Below are 21,118 nucleotides of genomic sequence, written 5' to 3'. Positions count from 1 at the left end.
CAACGGCAGGCAACAGAACGGCGCCCCCGGAAGGAGAACCTCCCGGGGGCGCCGTACGGAGCGGGACCGTCAGACGGCCGCCGCCTCCAGCGAGGACTCGGTCGGCTTCTCGCCCTTGCCGGCACCGCGCAGCGGCACCTCGCGCAGGAACACCGCGGCGGCGATGGCGATCACGGCCACCCCGGTGCCCCACAGGAAGACGGTGTGCAGGCCGTTGGACACCGCGTGGTGGTAGGCGTCCTGGACGGCCTCGGGCAGCTTGCGCAGCGCGGCCGGGCTCATCTGGCCGGGGTCCTTCACGCCGCCGCCCGCCGAGGCGTGCTCGCCGAGCCGCTCCTTCATGGTGTCGGTCACCCGGTTGTTGAACAGCGCGCCGAACAGCGCGACACCGAAGGAACCGCCGATGGTGCGGAACAGGGTGGCGGTGGAGCTGGCCACGCCCATGTCCTTGAGCTCGACGCTGTTCTGCGCGACCAGCATGGTGATCTGCATCAGGAAGCCCATGCCGGCGCCGAGCACGATCATCCAGCAGGCCGAGGTGAAGCTGCTGGTCTCGGTGCCCATGGTGGAGAGCAGGATCAGGCCGCCGGTCATCACGATGGTGCCGATGATCGGGAAGATCCGGTACTTGCCGGTCCTGGTGACGGCCTGACCGACCACCAGCGAGACGACCAGCATGCCGAACATCATCGGCATCAGCAGCAGGCCGGAGTTGGTCGCCGAGGCGCCCTGGACGATCTGCTGGTAGAGCGGCAGGAAGACGGTCGAGCCGAACATCACGAAGCCGACGATGAAGCCGATGATCGAGACCAGGGTGAAGTTCAGGTTCTTGAACAGGCTCAGCGGCAGCATCGGCTCGTCGACCCGCTGCTCGACGTAGCAGAAGGCGATCAGCGAGGCGGCGGAGAGCGCGGCGAGGCCGAGGATCTCCTTGGAGCCCCAGGCGTACTGCTGGCCGCCCCAGGTGGTGATCAGCACGAGCGAGGTGATGCCGGCGGTGAGCAGGATCGCGCCGAGGTAGTCGATCCGGGCGTTGTTGCGGACCTTCGGCAGCTTCAGGGTGACGACGACGACGGCGAGGGCTATCACGCCGAGCGGCAGGTTGATGTAGAAGGTCCAGTGCCAGCTCAGGTGGTCGGTGATGAAGCCGCCGGCCAGCGGGCCGCCGATGGTGGCCAGGGCCATCACCGCGGCGAACATGCCCTGGTACTTGCCGCGGTCGCGCGGCGGGACGAGCGCGCCCATGATCGACATGACGCCGACCATCAGACCGCCGGCGCCGAGGCCCTGCAGGGCGCGGAAGCCGATCAGCTCGTTCATGTTCTGCGACAGGCCGGACAGCGCCGAGCCCACCAGGAAGATCACGATCGAGGTGAGGAAGGTGCCCTTGCGGCCGTAGAGGTCGCCGAGCTTGCCCCAGATCGGGGTGGAGGCGGCGGTGGCCAGGGTGTAGGCGGTGACCACCCAGGACAGGTGCTCGGCGCCGCCGAGGTCACCGACGATGGTCGGCATCGCGGTGCCGACGATCAGGTTGTCGAGCATGGCCAGCAGCATCGTGACGACCAAGCCGACCATCACGAGGCGGATCTCGCGGGGTGACCGCGGCTGCTCCTCCTCGGCCGTCTTGTCCTCCGGTACCGGGCCGGCGGTCTTGGACTGTGACATGGGGTGGGGTCTCCCGGAGGGGTGTTTCGGACGCTCGTCGCGCCGCGCGGCGGGTCACTTACTTGTCGCCCGGCTAGTTTATCGATCGTCGGTACGGTAAGTTGCTTCCTAGCCGGTCGTCAAGCCAGTTTTCCGAGCGGCCATCTGGGCAGGGAGAATGGGCCCGGGGCGGACGCCACCCTGGGGTCCGCAGCAGTCACCGACGCAGTCATGAGGCAGGCCATGGGCACTCCGCACAGCCCCCGCAGCGACACCCGGGCTCGCATCATCGAGGTGTCATTGGAACTCTTCTCCGAGCAGGGCTACGAGCAGACCTCACTGCGCGAGATCGCCGACCGCCTGGGCGTCACCAAGGCCGCGCTCTACTACCACTTCAAGACCAAGGACGACATCGTCCTGGGCATCGTCGAGCGGATGGCCGCGCCGATCGACGAGACCATCGAGTGGGGCCGGAAGCAGACCTGGAGCCCGGAGACGCGCGACGAGCTGATCCGCCGCTTCGCGGACGGGATGGCCGAGCGGGCCCCGCTGCTGCGCTTCTTCCACGAGAACCAGCCCGCGCTGCGGGAGTCCCCGGCCGGGCTGGCCTTCCGGGAGCGGATCATCACCATGATGCAGCTGGTGCACGGGCCGGAGGCGAACTTCCAGGACCGGCTGCGCGCCGCGATGACGCTGTTCACCATCCACTCGTCGATGTTCCTGCTCCAGCAGGACAGCAAGGACAGCAAGGACTGCGCCCACGCCGAGAACGTGTGGGGCGAGAAGGTGCCGGTGGCCGACCTGGACGAGGCGCTGGAGGCCGCCCGCACGGTCGCGCTGGAGATCGGCTCCCGGATCAGCCGCCCCGCCCGGACCGGCGGCTGACCCCGGGTCAGAACGCCGTGACGCCGCGCTCGGAGAGATAGGCGACCGGGTCGACCACCGCGCCGTAGCGGTTGCTGGTGCGGATCTCGAAGTGCAGGTGCGGCCCGGTCGAGTTCCCGGTGTTCCCGGACAGCCCGACCCGCTCGCCCGCCGGCACGTGGTCGCCCGCCGACACCGAGAGCGCGGACAGGTGGGCGTACTGCGCGAAGTGCCCGTCGGTGAGCCGCAGCACGACCTCCTTGCCGTAAGCGCCGTCCCGGGTGGCCGAGACCACGGTCGCGTCGCCGACCGCCAGCACCGGGGTGCCCGGGTCGACGGCGAAGTCCACCCCGGTGTGGTACCCGGCGGCGTACTCGGAGTCGGCCACCCCGTACGGATTGCTGATCGGCGCGTCCGGCGCCGGAGCCGACCAGTCGGGCGCGGGGACCGGTGCGGGCTCCGGCGCCGGCTCCGGGGCGGGAGCGGGGGCCGGGGCCGCGGCCGGCAGCAGATTGGGCGCCACCGCCACGAACGCCTGCGCCGAGACGCCGTCGTCGGGCAGCTTGTACGGGCTGGGGCCGGCCACCTGGACCAGGCCGGGGTCGGGCACCGCCGCCTGCGGAGCCGTGAAGGCGGAGCTGCCCGGCGTGGTCGGTTGCACGGTCTGCGCCGAGGCGCTGCCCGGTGCGGCCAGCAGCACCGAGCCCGCCAGCAGGACCGCGGTCGCCCCGGCGGAGAGCACCGCGTGGTCGCGCTCGGCCCGCTGCCGGCTGCCGGGCAGGGTGGCGTGCCGGGGCGTGGCGAGCGCGTGAAGCGGCGGCGCGGCATGGGTGCGGACGGCACGGCCGATCCGGGACTGCCGGGCGGCCGTACGGGCGACGAGTCGGCGCAGGGCCGGCCCCACGGGCGGGACGGTGGACATCGCCTGACGTACCTCACGATCGTGCGGGTGGCAGCACGAGGCGCCCGGTCGGGCGTGTGCTGAGCGGGGGGCCACTCAGCTTTAACCGTCACCGAGCGGAGTCCCAAACGCGGTGAAGTACTACGGCGTGTAGTCATCGCGGCGCCGGAGATTCAAGCCGGCGGAGTAACGATCACGAGATCGGGTCGTCCACGACCGGCCCGATCCACCCCGGATCCGCCCGGACGGACCGTGCCGCCCGGCTACTAGGCCCGGTCGTACCGGACTCGAGCGCTGTGACCAGTGCCACCCGGCCCCGGGTTTGAACCGGCGCCAGAAGTGCCGGAAGGGCGGCGCAAAGGAAATCCGGCCCGCCCCCGCGCGCTTGTGGGGACGGGCCGGACGTGGAGACCTCAGCGCCGTGTGATCACGGCCTGACCGTCAGGACGATCAGTTGTCGACCGGGCGGACCCGGATCCAGGTCTCCAGGTAGTTCGCGGACTCGTTCTCGACCTCGATGCTGGTGCCGGTCTTCGGGACGTCAACACCGCTGTACGGGTTGTCCTTCGACCACCAGGACTTCAGGTCGTTGAACTCGTCGACGCCCTTGGACTTCGGGGTGACCGTCTCGACGCCGTTCTTGTGCAGTGTCAGAGCCGGGACGCGACGCGAGCCGAAGGTGGAGTCGAAGCCCTGCATGCGCGGACGCATCAGGGTGCCGTCGCTCCACTTCAGCGGGGCCGGGTGCGAGTCGACCGGGAGGATCAGACCCTGGCCCGGGTGGGCGCTGACGTTGTTGTCGGTCTGCGACTCGTCCCAGTACCAGATCAGCAGACCGGGCTGGTACGCGTAGTGCTCGACCCAGCTCGGCTTGTCGGCGCCGAAGCCGAAGTTGTACGGGCCGGTCTTCAGGGTCTGGTCGAACGACACGTACTGCCGGTTCTCCGCGATGTAGTACTGCGCGTAGTCCTTGGTGTACGAGCCGCCGAAGACGGTGAAGCCGTCGGCGGTCCAGCCCTTGTTGCCGTTCTCCACGTCGTCGCTGAAGACGGTGGCGCCGTCGGCGGTCACCGAGATGTCGTCCAGCGTCAGACCGCGGTAGTGCAGGCCGCCGTCGGTGGTGTTGTGGTAGCGGAACTTGATCTGCTTGCCGGCGTAGGCGTCCAGCGGGAAGGACAGGTCGCCCCAGGCGGCGGTCAGACCGCTGAGGGCCGGGCGGCCGTTCTCCCTGGGCAGCGCGGCGCCGTTCCAGGTGCCGTCCACCACGGTCCAGGTCTTGCCGCCGTCGGTGGAGACCTCGCCGAAGGCGTAGTCGAAGTCCTGCTCCAGCTCGTACCAGGCCTTGGCGTTGATGCTGGCCTTGGTCTTGCCGGTCAGGTCGATGTCCCGGGTCAGCGTGACGTTGAGGTTGTCGGCGCTGCCGCTCCACCACTCGTTCTTGCCGCCGAACGGCTTGTTGATGTCGGTGGTGATGCTCTTCTTCGGCAGGTCGACGATCAGCGCCTGCGGGAGCTTGCTGTTGTACTCGACCGGGCCGATGTGGTGGGTCGACTCGGTGCCGGCCTTGGCGTGGTCCGCCTTCAGCCAGCCGAGCTTGTACTTGCTCCAGGCGTCCAGGTCGTCCGGCATGTCGCCGATGCTGTCCTTGCCCTCGCCGAGCCAGGAGCCGGAGGACATCAGCGACCAGAAGCCGACCGAGTTGTCGATGCCCTTGCCCGCGGTGTCGTAGAGGTCCGGCAGACCGAGGTCGTGGCCGTACTCGTGGGCGAAGACGCCGAGGCCGCCGTTCTCCGGCTGCATCGTGTAGTCGCCGATCCAGAAGCCGGAGTCACCGACCTGGACGCCGCCGAGCTTGTTGCCGTCGGGGCCGGCCTGGCCGGTCAGGTTGCCGTAGACGTACGAACGGTGCGCCCACAGGGCCTTGCTGCCCTGCTTGCCGCCACCGGCCGACTTGTCCTCACCGGCGTGCACGATCTGGAAGTGGTCGATGTACCCGTCGGGCTGGTTGAAGTTCCCGTCGTGGTGCGAGCCGTAGCGGTCCCACTGGTCGTAGGAGGCCAGCGTCGCCTTGATCTGCTCCTTGGTCTGACCCTTCGCCAACTGGTCCTTGTACCAGATGTCGACGGCGTCGCGGATCAGGTCCTGGGCGCTGGAGCAGACGTTGGAGCCGCAGTAGTCCGAGCCGTACCGGGCCTCGTTCCACGGCACCCGGACCCAGTCCGAGACCACGCCGTCGACCGAGTAGCGGCCCGAGGACTGCTTCTCGTAGAAGGTCTTCAGCGAGGGCTTGTCCTTGCTGAAGTACAGGTCCTGGTAGTGCTGCTGGTTGTAGTCGGCCTGCCAGGCGGTCGAGTTGTTGGTGGCGCGGTCCGGCTGCGCGATCTCGTTGTGCTTCGGGCCGGGCTCGCCGCCGTACTTGATCTTGCCGTCGGGCGTCTTGGTGGTGTTGTCCACCTGATCGCCGAAGTCGACCAGGATGGTGAAGATCTTGTCGGTGCGCTCGCGGGCGAGCTCGACGTACTTGTCCTTGCCGAGCTTCACGCTGGTGCTGCCGTTGTGCTGCTCGACCTGGGCGGTGCCGTCGAGCAGCTGCTCGGTGGCGGCCTTCTGCTCGGCCTCCACCTTCGCGGTCAGCGGGCCCGGGATGTTGTGCTCGGTGTTGACGGACTGGACGGCGTCAGCGGGATCCTTCGGCACCGGCGCCGAGCCGGCGGCGACGGCGGTGCCCGGGAACAGGCCCGCGCCGAGCGTGACTATGACCGCTGCGGCAGTGGTCACCGCAGCGGTTCTCCTGGTGGTCTTCAACGTTGTGACGTCCTCCCCGGCCGAGCCGACTCTTGGCCAAGGCTCGGTAAACCAATATGAAAGACAGGTGGACGTCATTTGACCGAAGTGGGGGCAGAAAAGATAGATCTTGACCCTGACATGGGCACGGCGCTATGCTCGCCGGCTTCCCGTCGGCCGACGAAGTGTCAACCGCGCGCCGGTTAAACCTTGCTGAGAAATGGGACGCACCCGCACCAACCGGCCGAGGGCCAGCCGTCCCGGCCTGCGGCGGCGACGGGGTCCTCCGCCCCCGAACGCACCGAGCCCCCGGCGCGAACGCCGGGGGCTCGGTGCTGTGAAGTTGTCTGTTAAATGTTGCCCTACTTCGTCAGGTCCGGACCGGACGAGGCAACCGCGGCCGGGGTGTCCGCGACGGCCGACTTCTCCTCGCCGCGGAAGGTGAACTTGGCGTCCTTGCCCTCGCCCTCGACGTCGACGACGACGATGTGGCCGGCCCGCAGCTCGCCGAAGAGGATCTTCTCGGAGAGGTGGTCCTCGATCTCGCGCTGGATGGTGCGGCGCAGCGGACGGGCACCCAGGATCGGGTCGTAGCCGCGCTTGGCCAGCAGCTTCTTGGCCTCGACGCTGAGCTCCAGGCCCATGTCCTTGTCCTTGAGCCGCTCGTCCACCTTGGCGATCATCAGGTCGACGATCTGGATGATGTCGTCCTCGGACAGCTGGTGGAACACCACGATGTCGTCGACGCGGTTCAGGAACTCGGGGCGGAAGTGCTGCTTGAGCTCCTCGCCGACCTTCGCCTTCATCCGCTCGTACCCGGTCTGGGTGTCACCCGTGGCCGCGAAGCCCAGGTTGAAGCCCTTGGAGATGTCCCGGGTGCCGAGGTTGGTCGTCATGATGATGACGGTGTTCTTGAAGTCGACCACGCGGCCCTGGGAGTCGGTCAGTCGACCGTCCTCCAGGATCTGCAGCAGCGAGTTGAAGATGTCCGGGTGGGCCTTCTCGACCTCGTCGAAGAGGACCACCGAGAACGGCTTGCGGCGGACCTTCTCGGTCAGCTGGCCGCCCTCCTCGTAGCCCACGTATCCGGGCGGGGAGCCGAACAGCCGGGAGACGGTGTGCTTCTCGGAGAACTCGGACATGTCGAGCGCGATCAGCGCGTCCTCGTCGCCGAAGAGGAACTCGGCGAGCGTCTTGGACAGTTCGGTCTTACCGACGCCGGACGGGCCGGCGAAGATGAACGAACCGCCGGGGCGCTTCGGGTCCTTGAGGCCCGCACGGGTGCGCCGGATGGCCTGGGAGAGCGCCTTGATGGCGTCCTTCTGGCCGATGACGCGCTTGTGCAGCTCGTCCTCCATGCGCAGCAGGCGGGACGTCTCCTCCTCGGTCAGCTTGAAGACCGGGATGCCGGTGGCGGTGGCCAGGACCTCGGCGATGAGCTCCTCGTTGACCTCCGCGACGACGTCCATGTCGCCGGCCTTCCACTCCTTCTCGCGCTTGGCCTTGGCCTGCAGGAGCTGCTTCTCGTCGTCGCGCAGGGACGCGGCCTTCTCGAAGTCCTGCGCGTCGATCGCGCTCTCCTTCTCGCGGCGCACGTCGGCGATCTTCTCGTCGAACTCGCGCAGGTCCGGCGGCGCGGTCATCCGGCGGATGCGCATCCGGGAGCCGGCCTCGTCGATCAGGTCGATCGCCTTGTCCGGCAGGAAGCGGTCCGAGATGTACCGGTCGGCCAGGGTGGCGGCGGCGACCAGGGCGGCGTCCGTGATGGAGACCCGGTGGTGGGCCTCGTAGCGGTCGCGCAGACCCTTGAGGATCTCGATGGTGTGCGGCAGCGAGGGCTCCGCGACCTGGATCGGCTGGAAGCGGCGCTCCAGCGCGGCGTCCTTCTCCAGGTGCTTGCGGTACTCGTCCAGGGTGGTGGCACCGATGGTCTGCAGCTCGCCACGGGCCAGCATCGGCTTGAGGATGCTGGCGGCGTCGATGGCGCCCTCGGCGGCGCCCGCGCCGACCAGGGTGTGCAGCTCGTCGATGAACAGGATGATGTCGCCGCGGGTGCGGATCTCCTTGAGCACCTTCTTCAGGCGCTCCTCGAAGTCACCGCGGTAGCGCGAGCCGGCCACCAGGGCGCCCAGGTCCAGCGTGTAGAGCTGCTTGTCCTTGAGCGTCTCCGGGACCTCGCCCTTGACGATCGCCTGCGCCAGGCCCTCGACCACGGCGGTCTTGCCGACGCCGGGCTCACCGATCAGGACCGGGTTGTTCTTGGTGCGGCGGGACAGCACCTGCATGACCCGCTCGATCTCCTTCTCGCGCCCGATGACCGGGTCGAGCTTGGCCTCGCGGGCGGCCTGGGTGAGGTTGCGGCCGAACTGGTCCAGGACCAGCGAGGTCGACGGGGTGCCCTCGGCGGGCCCGCCGGCCGTGGCCGACTCCTTGCCGCCGCTGGTCTGGTAACCGGACAGCAGCTGGATGACCTGCTGGCGCACCCGGTTCAGGTCGGCGCCCAGCTTCACCAGGACCTGGGCGGCGACGCCCTCGCCCTCGCGGATCAGGCCGAGCAGGATGTGCTCGGTGCCGATGTAGTTGTGGCCGAGCTGCAGGGCCTCCCGGAGCGACAGCTCCAGGACCTTCTTCGCCCGGGGGGTGAAGGGAATGTGACCGGACGGGGCCTGCTGGCCCTGGCCGATGATCTCCTCGACCTGCTGGCGTACGGCCTCAAGAGAAATCCCGAGGCTCTCCAGGGCCTTGGCGGCGACGCCCTCGCCCTCGTGGATCAGACCCAGGAGGATGTGCTCGGTGCCGATGTAGTTGTGGTTGAGCATCCGGGCTTCTTCCTGAGCCAGGACGACAACCCGCCGCGCGCGGTCGGTGAACCTCTCGAACATCGTTTATCGCTCCTCAGAGCGGTCGGGCAGTTCGGGGTCCGTCCCCGCCCTGTCCTTCCGCATGCTAGTCCCGCTCAGCGGCGCGGCCCACGGATTCACTCCCCGGTAGAGGAGCGAGATGCAGCGCGACCAGCCGACACCAATCCCAACCTGATGCTGGGAATCGGTGTTCCCACAGGTGGGCCGGATGCACCGGAAACCGCTACGCCATCGGCGAACAAGAGCCGCCGGGGCGGAGCCGGACCATCTACGGCCGGTCGCACTTACTGCCCCTGGACGGGTCGAAGAACCCGGCCACCTGCATTCATACCCGGTATCGGGGCGGTTCTCGCGCAGTTTCCGCGGTGGCGGTGTTCGCCTGGCGAGAAGTCCGGCCGCGGTGACGGTGGTTCAACGGCGGTCGGGAGGTCCGGTACGCCGCCCCGGTGGTGTCCGCGTTACCGCTTCGCTCCTACAGCGTTGCACAGCTTGTGATTGTTCCGCCGCCCGAGCCCGAGGCACCGGACAACCCCGGCGCCGGCGGCTCGGCGGCCGTGCGGACGTGCGCCGCGGGGCGCGGAGGAGCCTCCTCCGCGCCCCGCGCGTGTGTCGTCGGCGCCGTGCGCGGCCGCCGGGGCCCCGCACCCGCTCCGGTGGGCCTGCGGCGCCGGGGTCAGGCCGCGTTGGCCTTGTCGTAGGCCTCGCGGACCGTGCTCGGCACCCGGCCGCGGTCGTTGACCTCCATGCCCTGCTCCTTGGCCCACGCGCGGATCTTCGCGGTGTCGGGAGCGCTGCCGGACGGACGCGCCGCGGTGCCGCGGCCCGGACGCCGGGCGCCGGCGAGGCGGCCGCTCTGCTTGCGGCCCTTCTCCACGTAGGGCGCCAGCAGACCGCGCAGCTTGTCCGCGTTGGCGCTCTTCAGGTCGATCTCGTAGGCAACGCCGTCCAGCGCGAACGTCACCGTCTCGTCCGCCGAACCGCCCTCGAGATCGTCTTCAAGAATGACCTGCACCCTCTGTGCCACGGGCTTCCCTTTCCGCTAAACGACCCATTGCCTAAGGAAAGGAAAGCGCCTTTCTCCGAAAAACACAAACCCTTGACCGGCACGGAGCCGCTCAGAGGTGCAGCAGCATGCGCGAGTTGCCCAACGTGTTGGGCTTCACCCGCTCCAGGTCAAGGAACTCCGCGACACCTTCATCGTACGAGCGGAGGAGTTCTTCATAGACATCCGTAGCGATCGCCGCCGGGTCTGTCGTACCATCATCGGTTTCCTGGAGCTCCCCGATCTCGACGAAACCGTGTTTCGCGAAGAACGGAACCTCGAACGTCAAGCAGAAAATCCGACGGACGCCGAGCCAGCGGGCCGTCTGCACCAGCTTCTCCAGCAGCAGATGCCCGATCCCGTGGCCCCGGCAGGACGGATCGACCGCGAGCGTACGGACCTCGGCGAGGTCCTCCCACATCACGTGCAGGGCGCCGCAGGCCACCACCACGCCGTTGTCGTCGCGCTCCGCGACCCAGAACTCCTGGACGGATTCGAACAGTGTGACAGTGGGCTTGTCCAGCAGAATGCCGTCGCGCGAGTAGGCGTCGATGAGCCCGCGTACGGCCCGTACGTCCGTGGTCCGCGCGCGGCGGATGGTGACCTCCATGGCGGGACGTTATCGCGTCGCCCCCGGCGCGGTCTCCCCGGTATCCGGTCCGGCGCTATCCGGCACGTCCTGCGCGGAATCCCCGGTGGGCGGAGCTGCTGCTGGATCGGATGGGAACAACGCTGCCACCCGCAAGGCGTCCCGGAGTGCCTCGCGCTGCTCGGGCGACATCAGGCCGAAGAAGTGCACCAGGGCGGCCGCGGGATTGTCGCTGGTGGCCCATGCGTCGTTCATCAGAGCCGCCGTGTACGCCTCGCGCGAGGAGACCGGCTCATATCGATAGGCCCGGCCGGCCCGCTCGCGGCGCAGCCAGCCCTTTCTGTGCAGCTTGTCCAGGACGGTCATCACCGTGGTGTACGCGATTTCGCGTTCCGACTGCAGATCCAGGAGAACCTCGCGAACCGTCACCGGTCGGTTCCACCGCCACACCCGGGTCATGATGGCGTTCTCAAGTTCGCCGAGTTGCCGGACCATAGTGCCGCCAGGATAGGGAGTGAATGGGGCAAATCTTGTGAAGTGCGCCAAACCGGCGCGCCGCCACCCCCGGGAATCGGGAATGGCGGCGCGTGGGTCGTTCTCGGGCGGCTGACGGCGTCAGTCGCGGGTTCGCTCGCGGGGAAGGCCCCGGGACGCCCCCCGAGGGCCCGGGATGGCCGGGCGGCACCCGGGAGCTCAGTCGATGTCTTCCTTGGCCTTCTGGGCCCCGCCCTGGCTGCGGATGATGGCCCGCACCAGGAAGCCGAAGCCGATCGCCATGACCAGCGGCGGCACGATCGCGCTGACGTAGTCCATCAGGTCACTCCTCCTCGGTCTTCTCCGCCGTCGCGGCGGAAGCCTTGGGCTCCGGCTTCACCAGCGGGAAGAGCACGGTCTCCCGGATGTTCTTGCCGGTCAGCAGCATGATCAGGCGGTCCACGCCGAGGCCGAGGCCACCGGTGGGGGGCATCGCGTACTCCAGGGCGCGCAGGAAGTCCTCGTCCACCTGCATCGCCTCGACGTCGCCGCCGGCCGCCAGCAGGGACTGCGCGGTGAGGCGGGCGCGCTGCTCGACCGGGTCGATCAGCTCGGAGTAGGCGGTGCCGATCTCGGTGCCGAAGATCACCAGGTCCCACTTCTCGGCCACGCCCGCGACGGTGCGGTGCTGGCGGGTCAGCGGGGAGACCTCGGTCGGGTAGTCCTTGATGAAGGTCGGCCGGACGGCGTTCTCCTCCAGCAGGCGCTCGACCATCTCCAGCACGATCTGGCCGTGGCCCCAGCTCTTCTCGAACGGGATGTCGTGGTCGAAGGCCAGCTTGCGCAGCTCCTCGACGCCGGTCTCCGGGGTGACCTCGACGCCCAGGTGGGCGGAGATGCCCGGGTAGACGCTGACCTCGTCCCACGGCTCGGCCAGGTCGATCTCGTGCTCCACGCCGTGCGGGTCCAGGCCCTTGATCACCGTGGTGCCCAGGGCGTCCCGGGCGGCGTTGATGATCGTCTCGCGGATCAGCTCGGCCTGGGTGTTGTAGTCGCCGTAGGCCTCGTACGACTCCAGCGAGGTGAACTCCGGGTTGTGGGTGGAGTCCGCGCCCTCGTTGCGGAAGTTGCGGTTGATCTCGAAGACCTTCTCGGCGCCGCCGACCACCAGCCGCTTGAGGTACAGCTCGGGCGCGATGCGCATGTAGAGGTCGATGTCGTACGCGTTGATGTGGGTCTTGAACGGACGGGCGTTGGCGCCGCCGTGCACCGGCTGCAGCATCGGGGTCTCGACCTCGATGTAGCCGCGGTCCTCGTAGGTGCGGCGGATCGAGCGGACGACCTTGCTGCGCAGGTGCAGGATCTCGCGGGCCTCGGGGTTCACGATCAGGTCGACGTAGCGCTGGCGGACCCGGGCCTCCGGGTCGGTCAGGCCCTTGTGCTTGTCCGGCAGCGGGCGCAGGCACTTGGCGGTGAGCTCCCAGCGGTCCACCATCACCGACAGCTCGCCGCGCTTGGAGGTGATCACCTCGCCCTCGACGCCGACCTGGTCGCCGAGGTCGATGTCGGACTTCCAGGCCGCCAGCCGTTCGGCGCCCAGCTTGTCCAGGGAGAGCATCACCTGGAGGTCGCCGGTGCCGTCGCGCAGGGTGGCGAAGCAGAGCTTGCCGCCGGTGCGGGAGAGGATCACCCGGCCGGTGATGCCGGCGCGCTCGCCGGTCGCGGTGTCGGGCTCCAGGTCGGGGTGCTTGGCCCGGAGGTCCGCGATGGTGCTGGTGCGGGGGAAGCCGACCGGGTACGGGTCGACACCGGCCTCGCGGAGCCGGTCCAGCTTCTCGCGCCGGACGCGCATCTGCTCGGGAAGGTCGTCGGTCGCGGGAATAACGCTCTGATCGCTCACCCCACAAGGGTAGCCAGCCGTACACCGTGCTCCGCGACCGGATAACGCGTGAGGGGAGACCGTGGCGACGGTCTCCCCTCGGGGGCGGGGGCTCAGCCGGTGCCGGTGCGGAGTTCGATCTCCTCCGGGGTCTCGTCGGCCGGTGGGGCGGGGTTTGCCGGCGGCTTGGGCCGGCGGCCGAAGAGCTCGGCCGGGGTGGGCATCCGGTGCGGGCGGGGCGGGTTCTTCGCGGCGGCGGGCTGCTCCGGGCCGGAGTCGGTGCTGCTCATCGTGGTCCGTCCTCCTACAGGGGTGGGGTGACTGCTCGAGGGTGCGGCGGGGTTCGGTACGGCGACCAGGTGGCGCGGCTGCCCGCTGGTGAGGGCGAGCCGTTCGCGGACCGCGGCCTCGGCCAGCGCGTGGCAGCGCCCGGCCAGCCGGGAGCGGCGGGCCCGCTCGCCCTGGCCGCAGGGCTGGCGGGTCAGCCCGCGCAGTGCGGTGAGGTCCTCGGGGCCGGGCAGGTAGCCGTCGGTCACGGCCTCCTCCAGCCGCTCCAGGTAGCCGGGGGCGCTGCCGGGCAGGGCGGAGCGGTAGCGGCCGAGGTCGGCGAGCAGGAAGGCGCGCAGTCGGCCGCCCTCCTGGACGGCCTCGTCGATCGCCTCGGTCAGGCGCAGGGCCTCCTGGACGTCCTCCGCCCACAGTTCGAGGCCCGGCCCGGCGAACGCCGTCCGGTCGGGCCCCTGGTGGTGGATGGGGACGGCAGGGTGCAGGGCTTGGGCGAGGGCTCGGCGCAGCACGCGGACTTCGTCGGCGCTGAAGGCCATGCCGCCGCGCGATCCGTGTGGCGTAGGCATGGGTTGACACTACGTGAGGAATATCCGATTTGTCGGTAACGTCGCGCCGAATTCACCACGTTCGGCCCGCTGAAGAAACCTTTCGTCCGAGGTGTAACGCGCGTGAGGGTGAACCAGGTCATCCAGATGCCAGGGGAGGGCGATGGAGGGGGGCCGGGCGCTGTGAATCCGGACGGCCGGGAGTGGACGGCGCGGGGCCGACGGCGGGACGAGGGCTTCCAGGCCTTCGCGGCCGCCCGGGCCCGGCCGCTCCACCGCTCCGCCTGTCTGCCGCTGGAGGCCGGATCGCCGGTCACCCGGGCCGACCCACCGCTGACGCCGGACCAGCTGGAGAAGGTCGCGACGGACCCGCGCTGGAAGCGGGTGGTGGCGGTGCTGCGGGACAACCCGCCGCAGGCGCCCACCGCTGCCGGGGGTGCGCTGTCCGCCCCGTCGGGGCCCTGACCGACGGTCAGCTCGTCCGGTTGCGCTCCCACACCAGGCGCAGGCCGATCAGGGTCAGCCAGGGCTCGTGCACGTCGATGGTGGCGGCCTCGCCGAGGACCAGGGGCGCGAGGCCGCCGGTGGCGATCACCTGGACGTCGTCCGGGTCCTTGGCCAGCTCCCGGGCCATCCGCTCGACCAGTCCGTCGACCTGCCCGGCGAAGCCGTAGAGGATGCCGGACTGCATGCCTTCGACGGTGTTCTTGCCGATCACGTTGCGCGGGCGGGCCAGCTCGATCTTGCGCAGCTGGGCGCCCCGGACGCCGAGCGCCTCGACCGAGATCTCGATGCCGGGGGCGATCGCCCCGCCGACGTAGTCGCCGCGGGCGTTGACGGCGTCGAAGGTGGTCGCGGTGCCGAAGTCGACCACGATGCACGGGCCGCCGTACAGGTGGTTGGCGGCCAGCGCGTTGACGATCCGGTCCGCGCCGACCTCCTTCGGGTTGTCCATCAGGACGTGCACCCCGGTCTTCACGCCGGGCTCCACGATCACCGCGGGGACGTCGCCGTAGTAGCGGCGGGTCACCTCGCGGAGCTCGTGGAGCACGGCGGGAACGGAGGAGCAGATCGCCAGGCCCTCCACCGCGGCCTCCCGGGCCGCGGTGTGGTTGCCCATCAACCCCTGCAGCAGCACCGCCAGTTCATCGGCCGTGCGGCGCGGATCGGTGGAGATCCGCCAGTGTTCCACCACGTCCTCGCCGTCGAACAGGCCGAGCGTGGTCTGGGTGTTGCCGACGTCGATGGTGAGGAGCATGGGGCGCTTTCTGCGAGTCGGGACAGGGTCGGGGCGGGGGCTGCTCTCGACCCGACGGTCAGGCGCGCAGGTCCAGGCCGATGTCCAGGATCGGCGAGGAGTGGGTCAGCGCGCCCACGGCCAGGTAGTCGACACCAGTCTGGGCGACCTCGCGCGCGCTGGCCAGGGTCAGTCCGCCGGAGGCCTCCAGCTTCGCCCGGCCGGCCACCAGCGTGACGGCCTCCTTCAGCTGCTCGACGGTGAAGTTGTCCAGCAGGATCAGGTCCGCACCGGCCTCCAGCACCGGCGGGATCTGCTCCAGGGCGTCCACCTCGACCTCGACCGGCAGCTCCGGGTACGCGGCCCGGACGGCCCGGAAGGCCTCGGCCACGCCGCCGGCCGCGACCACGTGGTTGTCCTTCACCAGGGCGGCGTCCGAGAGCGCCATCCGGTGGTTGGCGCCGCCGCCGCAGCGCACCGCGAACTTCTCCAGCGCGCGCAGGCCCGGGGTGGTCTTGCGGGTGTCCCGGACGACCGCGCCGGTGCCCTCCAGGGCGTCCGCCCAGGCCCGGGTCGCGGTGGCGATGCCGGACAGGTGACAGAGCAGGTTGAGCGCGCTGCGCTCGGCGGTCAGCAGGTCGCGGGTGCGGGAGCGGACCGACAGCAGCACCTGGCCGGCCTCGACCCGGTCGCCGTCCTGGACGTGCCGCTCGACCTCGAACTCCTCCTCGCAGATCAGCGAGACGACCGCCTCGGCGACCCGCAGACCGGCCACCACGCCGGCCTGGCGGGCGGTGAAGTCGGCGGTCGCGACCGCGTCGGCGGGCACGGTGGCCACCGAGGTGACGTCCTCGCCGCCGGCCAGGTCCTCGGCCAGCGCCAGGGTGGCGATGTCCTCGACCTCGATCGGGTCCAGCCCGGCCTGCTCCAGCAGCTCGGCCAGCTGCGGGTCCAGGCCGGTCTCGTAGCCCTCGCCGTCCCCGCAGGCGCAGCCGTCGCCGCAGCCGCCGGCCTGGTCGGCCAGGGGGAGTTCCTCGTGGGAGTGGGTCATGGTTCTACTGCTCCTCAGGGGTGCTGACGGGGTCGCCGGAGGCGGTCAGGGTGGTGATCAGGTGGCGCCGCCAGTGGGCGTCGTCGCGCTCGGGGAAGTCCTCGCGCCAGTGGCAGCCGCGGGTCTCCTCGCGCTGCGCGGCGGCCGCGACCAGGGCGGTGGCGACCAGCAGCAGGTTGGCGGCCTCCCAGGTCTCCACCCGGGGGTCGGCCGGCTTCTCCTCGGCCATGTGCGCGTGGGCCTGCTCGGCGAGCAGGGCCAGCCCGGCCGCCGAGTCGGCCATCGAGACGGCCGAGCGCAGCACGCCCGCGCCGCGCGACATCAGCCGCTGGATCTCGGCCCGCGCCTCGGAGGGCGGCAGCGGCACCGGCTGCGCGGCCCGCGCGGCGGCGACGTCCACCGTGCGCTCGGGCAGTTCGCCGGCGCGGTGCCGCTCGGCCAGGTCCGCGGCGATCCGCTCGGCGAAGACCAGGCCCTCCAGCAGTGAGTTGGAGGCCAGCCGGTTGGCGCCGTGCACCCCGGTGCAGGCGACCTCGCCGCAGGCGTACAGTCCCGGGACGCTGGTGCGGCCGAGCCGGTCCGTGCGGACGCCGCCGGAGGCGTAGTGCGCGGCCGGGGCGACCGGGATCGGCGCGGTGACCGGGTCGATGCCGTGCGCGCGGCAGGACGCCAGGATGGTCGGGAAGCGGTGCTCCCACATCTCGGCGCCGAAGTGCCGCCCGTCCAGGAACATGTGCTCGGCGCCCTGCTCCTGCATGCGCCGGGTGATCGCCTTGGCGACGATGTCGCGCGGGGCCAGTTCGGCCAGCTCGTGCTGCCCGACCATGAAGCGGACGCCGTCCGCGTCCACCAGGTAGGCGCCCTCGCCGCGGACGGCCTCGGAGACCAGCGGCTGCTGGCCCTCGGCGTCCGGACCGAGCCAGAGCACGGTCGGGTGGAACTGGACGAACTCCAGGTCGGTGACGGCGGCGCCGGCCCGCAGTGCGAGCGCCACGCCGTCGCCGGTGGAGACCGCCGGGTTGGTGGTGGCGGAGAAGACCTGGCCCATGCCGCCGGTGGCGAGCACCACCGCGCGGGCCCGGACGGCGCCGACGCCGTCGCGCTGGCCCTCGCCCATCACGTGCAGGGTCAGCCCGGCCGCGTGGCCCTCGGCGTCGGTCAGCAGATCGAGGACGAGCGCGTGCTCGATCAGCTCGATGCCGGGGTCGTCGCGGACGGCGGCGACCAGGGCGCGCGATATTTCGGCGCCGGTCGCGTCCCCGCCCGCGTGCGCGATCCGGCGGCGGTGGTGGCCGCCCTCGCGGGTCAGCAGGATCTCGCCGTCCTCGTCGCGGTCGAACAGGGCGCCGGTGGCGATCAGTCGGCGGACGGCGTCCGGGCCCTCGGTGACGAGGGTGCGGACGGCCTCCTCGTCGCAGAGCCCGGCGCCGGCCACCAGGGTGTCGTCCAGGTGCTGCTCGGGGGTGTCCCCCTCGCCCAGGGCGGCGGCGATGCCGCCCTGGGCCCAGCGGGTCGAACCCTCGTCCAGCATCGCCTTGGTGACCACCATGGCCCGCAGGCCGGCCTTGCGGACGTTGAGGGCGACGGTGAGACCGGCGACCCCGGAGCCGACCACGACCACGTCGGTGGTGGCGGTCCAACCGGGGGTCGGGGCGGTGAGGCGATGCGTAACGGACATGGCTCAGTGGCTCCTTCAGCGCGTGGCCGCGGTGGCCGCGCCGTCTTCGCCACGGTACGCCTGGTCACCTCGGAGCAGTCCGCTGCCCTCCTGGGCCTCGGCGGGGTCGCCGCCCAGGCCGGTGATCCGGTTCTGCTCGTCCACGAAGACGATCTTCGGCTCGTAGCCCTTGGCCTCGGCCGTGTCCATCTGCCCGTAGGCGATGAGTATGACCAGGTCGCCGGGGTGGACCAGGCGGGCGGCGGCGCCGTTGATGCCGATCACGCCGGTGCCGCGCGGGCCGGCGATGGTGTACGTCTCCAGCCGGGCGCCGTTGTTGATGTCGACGATGTGGACCAGCTCGCCGGGGAGCAGGTCGGCGGCGTCGAGCAGGTCCTCGTCCACCGTGACGGAGCCGACGTAGTGCAGGTCGGCCTGGGTCACGGTGGCCCGGTGGATCTTGGACTTGAGCATGGTGCGGAGCATTGGGGGTCACGCCTCCTGTGAGTGCATGCCTGAAGAGGGTTGCTGCTAGCGAACGATGATGCGGACGTTGTCGATCAGGCGGGTCGAGCCCACCTTCGCGGCGACGGCCAGCACCGCCTCGCCCTGGAAGTCGTCCGCCGCCTCGGTGAAGTCGTGCGGGTCGATCAGGGCGAGGTAGTCAAGGGTGACACCCTCGGCGCCGTCCAGGACGGCCGAGGCGGCCTCGCGCACGGCCTTCGGGCCCTGCGCGGCGACGTCACGGCCGGCGAACAGGGCCTTGGACAGGGCGAGGGCGCGGGTGCGCTCCTCCTCGGAGAGGTAGCGGTTGCGCGAGGACAGCGCCAGGCCGTCCTCCTCGCGGACGGTCGGCACGCCGACGATCTCGACGTCGAAGTCCAGGTCGGCGACCATCCGCTGGATGACCGCGAGCTGCTGGGCGTCCTTCTCGCCGAAGAAGGCGAAGTCCGGGTCGGTGATGTGCAGCAGCTTGGCGACCACGGTCAGCACGCCGTCGAAGTGGCCGGGCCGGGTGGCGCCCTCGAAGCGCTCGCCCATCGGGCCGGCCGCCAGGCGCACCTGCGGCTCGCCGTTCGGGTAGACCTCCTCGACGGAGGGCGCGAAGACCACGTCGGCGCCGTTGTCCTCGGCCAGCCTCACGTCGTCGTCGAGGGTGCGCGGGTAGCGCTCCAGGTCCTCGGACGGGCCGAACTGCAGCGGGTTGACGAAGACCGTCACCGCGACCCGGCCCTCCCGACCGACCTGCTTGCGGGCGGCCCGGATCAGCGCGGCGTGGCCCTCGTGCAGGGCGCCCATGGTCATCACGACGGCGTTGTCCACCGGCTGCTCGTCCGGCCAGAACGCGGCCTCGAAGTCGTCCACGGTGCGGGTGACGACGGCCCGGTGGACCTTCGGCGTCCGCTGGGGCTTGCTTCGCTGGGCCTTGCCCGCCATTCCTGCGCTCCTTCGATCATTCGGCTGCGCGCTGTGCCGCCGTCTTGTAACGCTCCGTCCCGTGCGGTGACGCACCGGGCAGGGCTTGTCCGTCATGAGGCCGCTTCGGCGGCCGAGTGAGAAGCCCCGGCTTAGGCCGGGGAGGAGTCACCAGGCTTCTCCTCGTTGAGAATGTCGAGAAGCGCGGCCGCAGTGTCGGTCGAGAGAGTCCCGTTGGCCACCGCCCGCTGGGCGGTGGCGCGGGCCATTGCACGATACGCCGCCGGGATGTCCGGGGACACCGTACTGAGCTGCGCCAGATGGCGCCGCACGGTGCCCGCGTCGCCCCGGGCGACCGGGCCGGTGAGGGCCGCGTCGCCGGAGCGCAGGCTGTTGTCCAGGGCCGCGCCGAGCAGCGGGCCGAGCATCCGGCCGGGCTCGGCGACGCCGGCCGTGCGCAGCAGGTCCATCGCCTGGGCGACCAGGGTGACCAGGTGGTTCGCGCCGTGCGCGAGGGCGGTGTGGTAGAGCGGGCGGACCTCCTCGGGCACCCACTCGGGCTCCCCGCCCATCTCCACCACCAGCGCCTCGGCGACCGGCCGCAGCTCCTCGGGGGCGGTCACGCCGAACGGGCAGCCGGCCAGCCGGGCCAGGTCGACGGAGGTGCCGGTGAAGGTCATCGCCGGGTGCAGGGCCAGTGGCAGCGCCCCGGCCCGGGTGGCGGGCTCCAGGATGCCGACGCCGTGCGCGCCGGAGGTGTGCACCAGCAGCTGGCCGGGGCGGACGGCGCCGGTGGCGGCGAGGCCGGCCACCAGGTCGGCCAGCGCGTCGTCCGGGACGGTCAGCAGGACCAGGTCGGCGGCGGCCATGACCTGCGGCGGGGTGACGATCCGCACGCCCGGCAGCAGCGCGTCCGCGCGGCGGCGGGAGGCGGCGGAGACCCCGGAGGCGGCGACCACGGTGTGCCCGGCGAGCTGCAGCGCGGCGCCCAGCGCGGGGCCGACCCGGCCGGTGCCGACCACGCCGACGGCCAGGCGGGCCGGGCGGTTGCCGGGGTCGCTCGGGTCGCCGAAGTCGGCGAATTCGGACGAAGTCACGCGCCCACCCTTGTCCTGAATGACCGTTCCAGTCCACCTGCGGGTACCGGACGTACCGCCCCAGTGTACGGGCGGCCCCAGCAGGCGTCCCTAGTCCGCCGCCCCGGCCCGGATCAGTCCGGCCTCGTAGGCCAGCACCACGGCCTGGACCCGGTCGCGCAGCCCGAGCTTGGCCAGGATCCGGCCGACGTGGGTCTTGACGGTGGCCTCGGAGAGCACCAGCCGGGCCGCGATCTCGCCGTTCGACAGGCCCTGGGCGACCAGCAGGAACACCTCCCGCTCGCGCTCGGTCAGCGGGCCGAGGACGTCCGAGCCGGGCGCGCTCTGCGGGGTGGGCAGCACCTCGGCGAAGCGGTCGATCATCCGGCGGGTGGTGGTCGGGGCGACCACCGCGTCGCCGCCGTGCACCGCGCGGATCGCGGCCACCAGCTCGGTCGGCGGGACGTCCTTGAGCAGGAAGCCGCTGGCCCCGGCCTTGAGCGCGGCGAAGGCGTACTCGTCCAGGTCGAAGGTGGTGAGGATGAGCACGTGCGGGGCGTTCGGCAGCGGGCTGCCGTTTTCGGCCAGGCAGATCCGGCGGGTCGCCTGCACCCCGTCCAGGCGCGGCATCCGCACGTCCATCAGGATCACGTCCACCGGCGTGTGCCGCAGCAGCTCCAGGGCCTGCGCGCCGTCGCCGGCCTCGGCTGCGATCTCGATGTCGCCCTGGGACTGGAGGATCATCCGGAAGCCGGTGCGCAGCAGTTCCTGGTCGTCGACGAGCATCACGCGGATGGTCAAGGTGGCTCC

General features: G+C 70.8%; 18 protein-coding genes. 2 read left to right on the top strand and 16 right to left on the bottom strand.

The genetic code is table 11. The features are described 5' to 3' along the window. Positions 1 to 69 precede the first annotated feature (69 nt). Positions 70 to 1,665, bottom strand: a complete 1,596-nt coding sequence (locus ACFQ87_RS01370; protein ID WP_380608463.1) for an MDR family MFS transporter — start codon at positions 1,663 to 1,665, stop codon at positions 70 to 72. A gap of 222 nt (positions 1,666 to 1,887) precedes the next feature. Here ACFQ87_RS01370 and ACFQ87_RS01365 point away from each other — a divergent pair, with 222 nt between their 5' ends. Next, complete coding sequence (locus ACFQ87_RS01365; RefSeq protein ID WP_380608462.1) at positions 1,888 to 2,529, top strand: TetR/AcrR family transcriptional regulator; 642 nt, start codon at positions 1,888 to 1,890, stop codon at positions 2,527 to 2,529. Between the two features lie 7 nt (positions 2,530 to 2,536). Here ACFQ87_RS01365 and ACFQ87_RS01360 read toward each other — a convergent pair whose 3' ends face one another. The 8 genes from ACFQ87_RS01360 to ACFQ87_RS01325 form a co-directional block, all read right to left on the bottom strand. Beyond that, positions 2,537 to 3,430, bottom strand: a complete 894-nt coding sequence (locus ACFQ87_RS01360; protein WP_380608461.1) for a M23 family metallopeptidase — start codon at positions 3,428 to 3,430, stop codon at positions 2,537 to 2,539. A gap of 429 nt (positions 3,431 to 3,859) precedes the next feature. Continuing rightward, positions 3,860 to 6,187, bottom strand: coding sequence for an immune inhibitor A domain-containing protein (locus ACFQ87_RS01355; RefSeq protein ID WP_380608460.1), 2,328 nt, complete (start codon positions 6,185 to 6,187; stop codon positions 3,860 to 3,862). Positions 6,188 to 6,555: 368 nt separating this feature from the next. Beyond that, complete coding sequence (locus ACFQ87_RS01350; protein ID WP_270146220.1) at positions 6,556 to 9,075, bottom strand: ATP-dependent Clp protease ATP-binding subunit; 2,520 nt, start codon at positions 9,073 to 9,075, stop codon at positions 6,556 to 6,558. A 652-nt stretch (positions 9,076 to 9,727) separates the two neighbouring features. Then, on the bottom strand, positions 9,728 to 10,078 hold the full coding sequence (locus ACFQ87_RS01345; RefSeq protein WP_380608459.1) for an Lsr2 family protein: 351 nt from the start codon (positions 10,076 to 10,078) through the stop codon (positions 9,728 to 9,730). Positions 10,079 to 10,169: 91 nt separating this feature from the next. Then, entirely contained in the window at positions 10,170 to 10,706 is a 537-nt protein-coding gene (locus ACFQ87_RS01340; RefSeq protein ID WP_380608458.1) for an amino-acid N-acetyltransferase, read from the bottom strand. A 9-nt stretch (positions 10,707 to 10,715) separates the two neighbouring features. Next, the gene (locus ACFQ87_RS01335; protein WP_380608457.1) at positions 10,716 to 11,180 is read right to left on the bottom strand and encodes a BlaI/MecI/CopY family transcriptional regulator; all 465 of its coding nucleotides are present in this window, start codon (positions 11,178 to 11,180) and stop codon (positions 10,716 to 10,718) included. Between the two features lie 322 nt (positions 11,181 to 11,502). Next, positions 11,503 to 13,059 (bottom strand): bifunctional lysylphosphatidylglycerol synthetase/lysine--tRNA ligase LysX, encoded by a 1,557-nt coding sequence (gene lysX / locus ACFQ87_RS01330; protein ID WP_380608456.1) that lies wholly within the window; start codon positions 13,057 to 13,059, stop codon positions 11,503 to 11,505. A gap of 92 nt (positions 13,060 to 13,151) precedes the next feature. Beyond that, positions 13,152 to 13,892: a hypothetical protein gene (locus ACFQ87_RS01325; protein WP_380608455.1), complete on the bottom strand. Its 741-nt coding sequence runs from the start codon at positions 13,890 to 13,892 to the stop codon at positions 13,152 to 13,154. A gap of 102 nt (positions 13,893 to 13,994) precedes the next feature. On the opposite strand from ACFQ87_RS01325, the gene ACFQ87_RS01320 reads away from it, so the two are divergent. Next, the gene (locus ACFQ87_RS01320; RefSeq protein WP_380608454.1) at positions 13,995 to 14,336 is read left to right on the top strand and encodes a hypothetical protein; all 342 of its coding nucleotides are present in this window, start codon (positions 13,995 to 13,997) and stop codon (positions 14,334 to 14,336) included. A gap of 7 nt (positions 14,337 to 14,343) precedes the next feature. Here the strand turns inward: ACFQ87_RS01320 and ACFQ87_RS01315 are convergent, their stop codons facing one another. The 7 genes from ACFQ87_RS01315 to ACFQ87_RS01285 form a co-directional block, all read right to left on the bottom strand. Then, positions 14,344 to 15,129, bottom strand: coding sequence for a type III pantothenate kinase (locus ACFQ87_RS01315; protein ID WP_380608453.1), 786 nt, complete (start codon positions 15,127 to 15,129; stop codon positions 14,344 to 14,346). Positions 15,130 to 15,187: 58 nt separating this feature from the next. After that, on the bottom strand, positions 15,188 to 16,159 hold the full coding sequence (gene nadC, locus ACFQ87_RS01310) for a carboxylating nicotinate-nucleotide diphosphorylase (RefSeq protein WP_380608452.1): 972 nt from the start codon (positions 16,157 to 16,159) through the stop codon (positions 15,188 to 15,190). Positions 16,160 to 16,163: 4 nt separating this feature from the next. Next, positions 16,164 to 17,837 carry an L-aspartate oxidase gene (locus ACFQ87_RS01305; RefSeq protein ID WP_380608451.1) on the bottom strand — a complete coding sequence of 558 codons (1,674 nt, stop codon included), beginning with the start codon at positions 17,835 to 17,837 and terminating at the stop codon, positions 16,164 to 16,166. Between the two features lie 15 nt (positions 17,838 to 17,852). Continuing rightward, positions 17,853 to 18,302, bottom strand: a complete 450-nt coding sequence (gene panD, locus ACFQ87_RS01300) for an aspartate 1-decarboxylase (protein WP_380608450.1) — start codon at positions 18,300 to 18,302, stop codon at positions 17,853 to 17,855. Between the two features lie 45 nt (positions 18,303 to 18,347). Continuing rightward, a complete protein-coding gene (gene panC, locus ACFQ87_RS01295) occupies positions 18,348 to 19,253 on the bottom strand; it encodes a pantoate--beta-alanine ligase (protein ID WP_380608449.1) in 906 nt (301 codons plus the stop codon). Between the two features lie 131 nt (positions 19,254 to 19,384). Next, positions 19,385 to 20,329, bottom strand: coding sequence for a Rossmann-like and DUF2520 domain-containing protein (locus ACFQ87_RS01290; RefSeq protein ID WP_380608448.1), 945 nt, complete (start codon positions 20,327 to 20,329; stop codon positions 19,385 to 19,387). A gap of 90 nt (positions 20,330 to 20,419) precedes the next feature. Continuing rightward, positions 20,420 to 21,109 (bottom strand): response regulator, encoded by a 690-nt coding sequence (locus ACFQ87_RS01285; protein ID WP_380608447.1) that lies wholly within the window; start codon positions 21,107 to 21,109, stop codon positions 20,420 to 20,422. Positions 21,110 to 21,118 lie beyond the last annotated feature (9 nt).

The sequence above is a fragment of the Kitasatospora sp. NPDC056531 genome, assembly GCF_042794375.1.
Classification (GTDB): Bacteria; Actinomycetota; Actinomycetes; order Streptomycetales; family Streptomycetaceae; genus Kitasatospora.
Note: the sequence above shows the minus strand (reverse complement) of the source record. Positions and strands in the feature narration are given on the sequence as shown.

Coding starts and splice junctions, on each gene's coding strand:
- ACFQ87_RS01370 (WP_380608463.1), bottom strand. CDS start 1,665: ATGTCACAGTCCAAGACCGCCGGCCCGGTACCGGAGGACAAGACGGCC.
- ACFQ87_RS01365 (WP_380608462.1), top strand. CDS start 1,888: ATGGGCACTCCGCACAGCCCCCGCAGCGACACCCGGGCTCGCATCATC.
- ACFQ87_RS01360 (WP_380608461.1), bottom strand. CDS start 3,430: ATGTCCACCGTCCCGCCCGTGGGGCCGGCCCTGCGCCGACTCGTCGCC.
- ACFQ87_RS01350 (WP_270146220.1), bottom strand. CDS start 9,075: ATGTTCGAGAGGTTCACCGACCGCGCGCGGCGGGTTGTCGTCCTGGCT.
- ACFQ87_RS01340 (WP_380608458.1), bottom strand. CDS start 10,706: ATGGAGGTCACCATCCGCCGCGCGCGGACCACGGACGTACGGGCCGTA.
- ACFQ87_RS01335 (WP_380608457.1), bottom strand. CDS start 11,180: ATGGTCCGGCAACTCGGCGAACTTGAGAACGCCATCATGACCCGGGTG.
- ACFQ87_RS01325 (WP_380608455.1), bottom strand. CDS start 13,892: ATGCCTACGCCACACGGATCGCGCGGCGGCATGGCCTTCAGCGCCGAC.
- ACFQ87_RS01315 (WP_380608453.1), bottom strand. CDS start 15,129: ATGCTCCTCACCATCGACGTCGGCAACACCCAGACCACGCTCGGCCTG.
- nadC (WP_380608452.1), bottom strand. CDS start 16,159: ATGACCCACTCCCACGAGGAACTCCCCCTGGCCGACCAGGCCGGCGGC.
- ACFQ87_RS01305 (WP_380608451.1), bottom strand. CDS start 17,837: ATGTCCGTTACGCATCGCCTCACCGCCCCGACCCCCGGTTGGACCGCC.
- panD (WP_380608450.1), bottom strand. CDS start 18,302: ATGCTCCGCACCATGCTCAAGTCCAAGATCCACCGGGCCACCGTGACC.
- panC (WP_380608449.1), bottom strand. CDS start 19,253: ATGGCGGGCAAGGCCCAGCGAAGCAAGCCCCAGCGGACGCCGAAGGTC.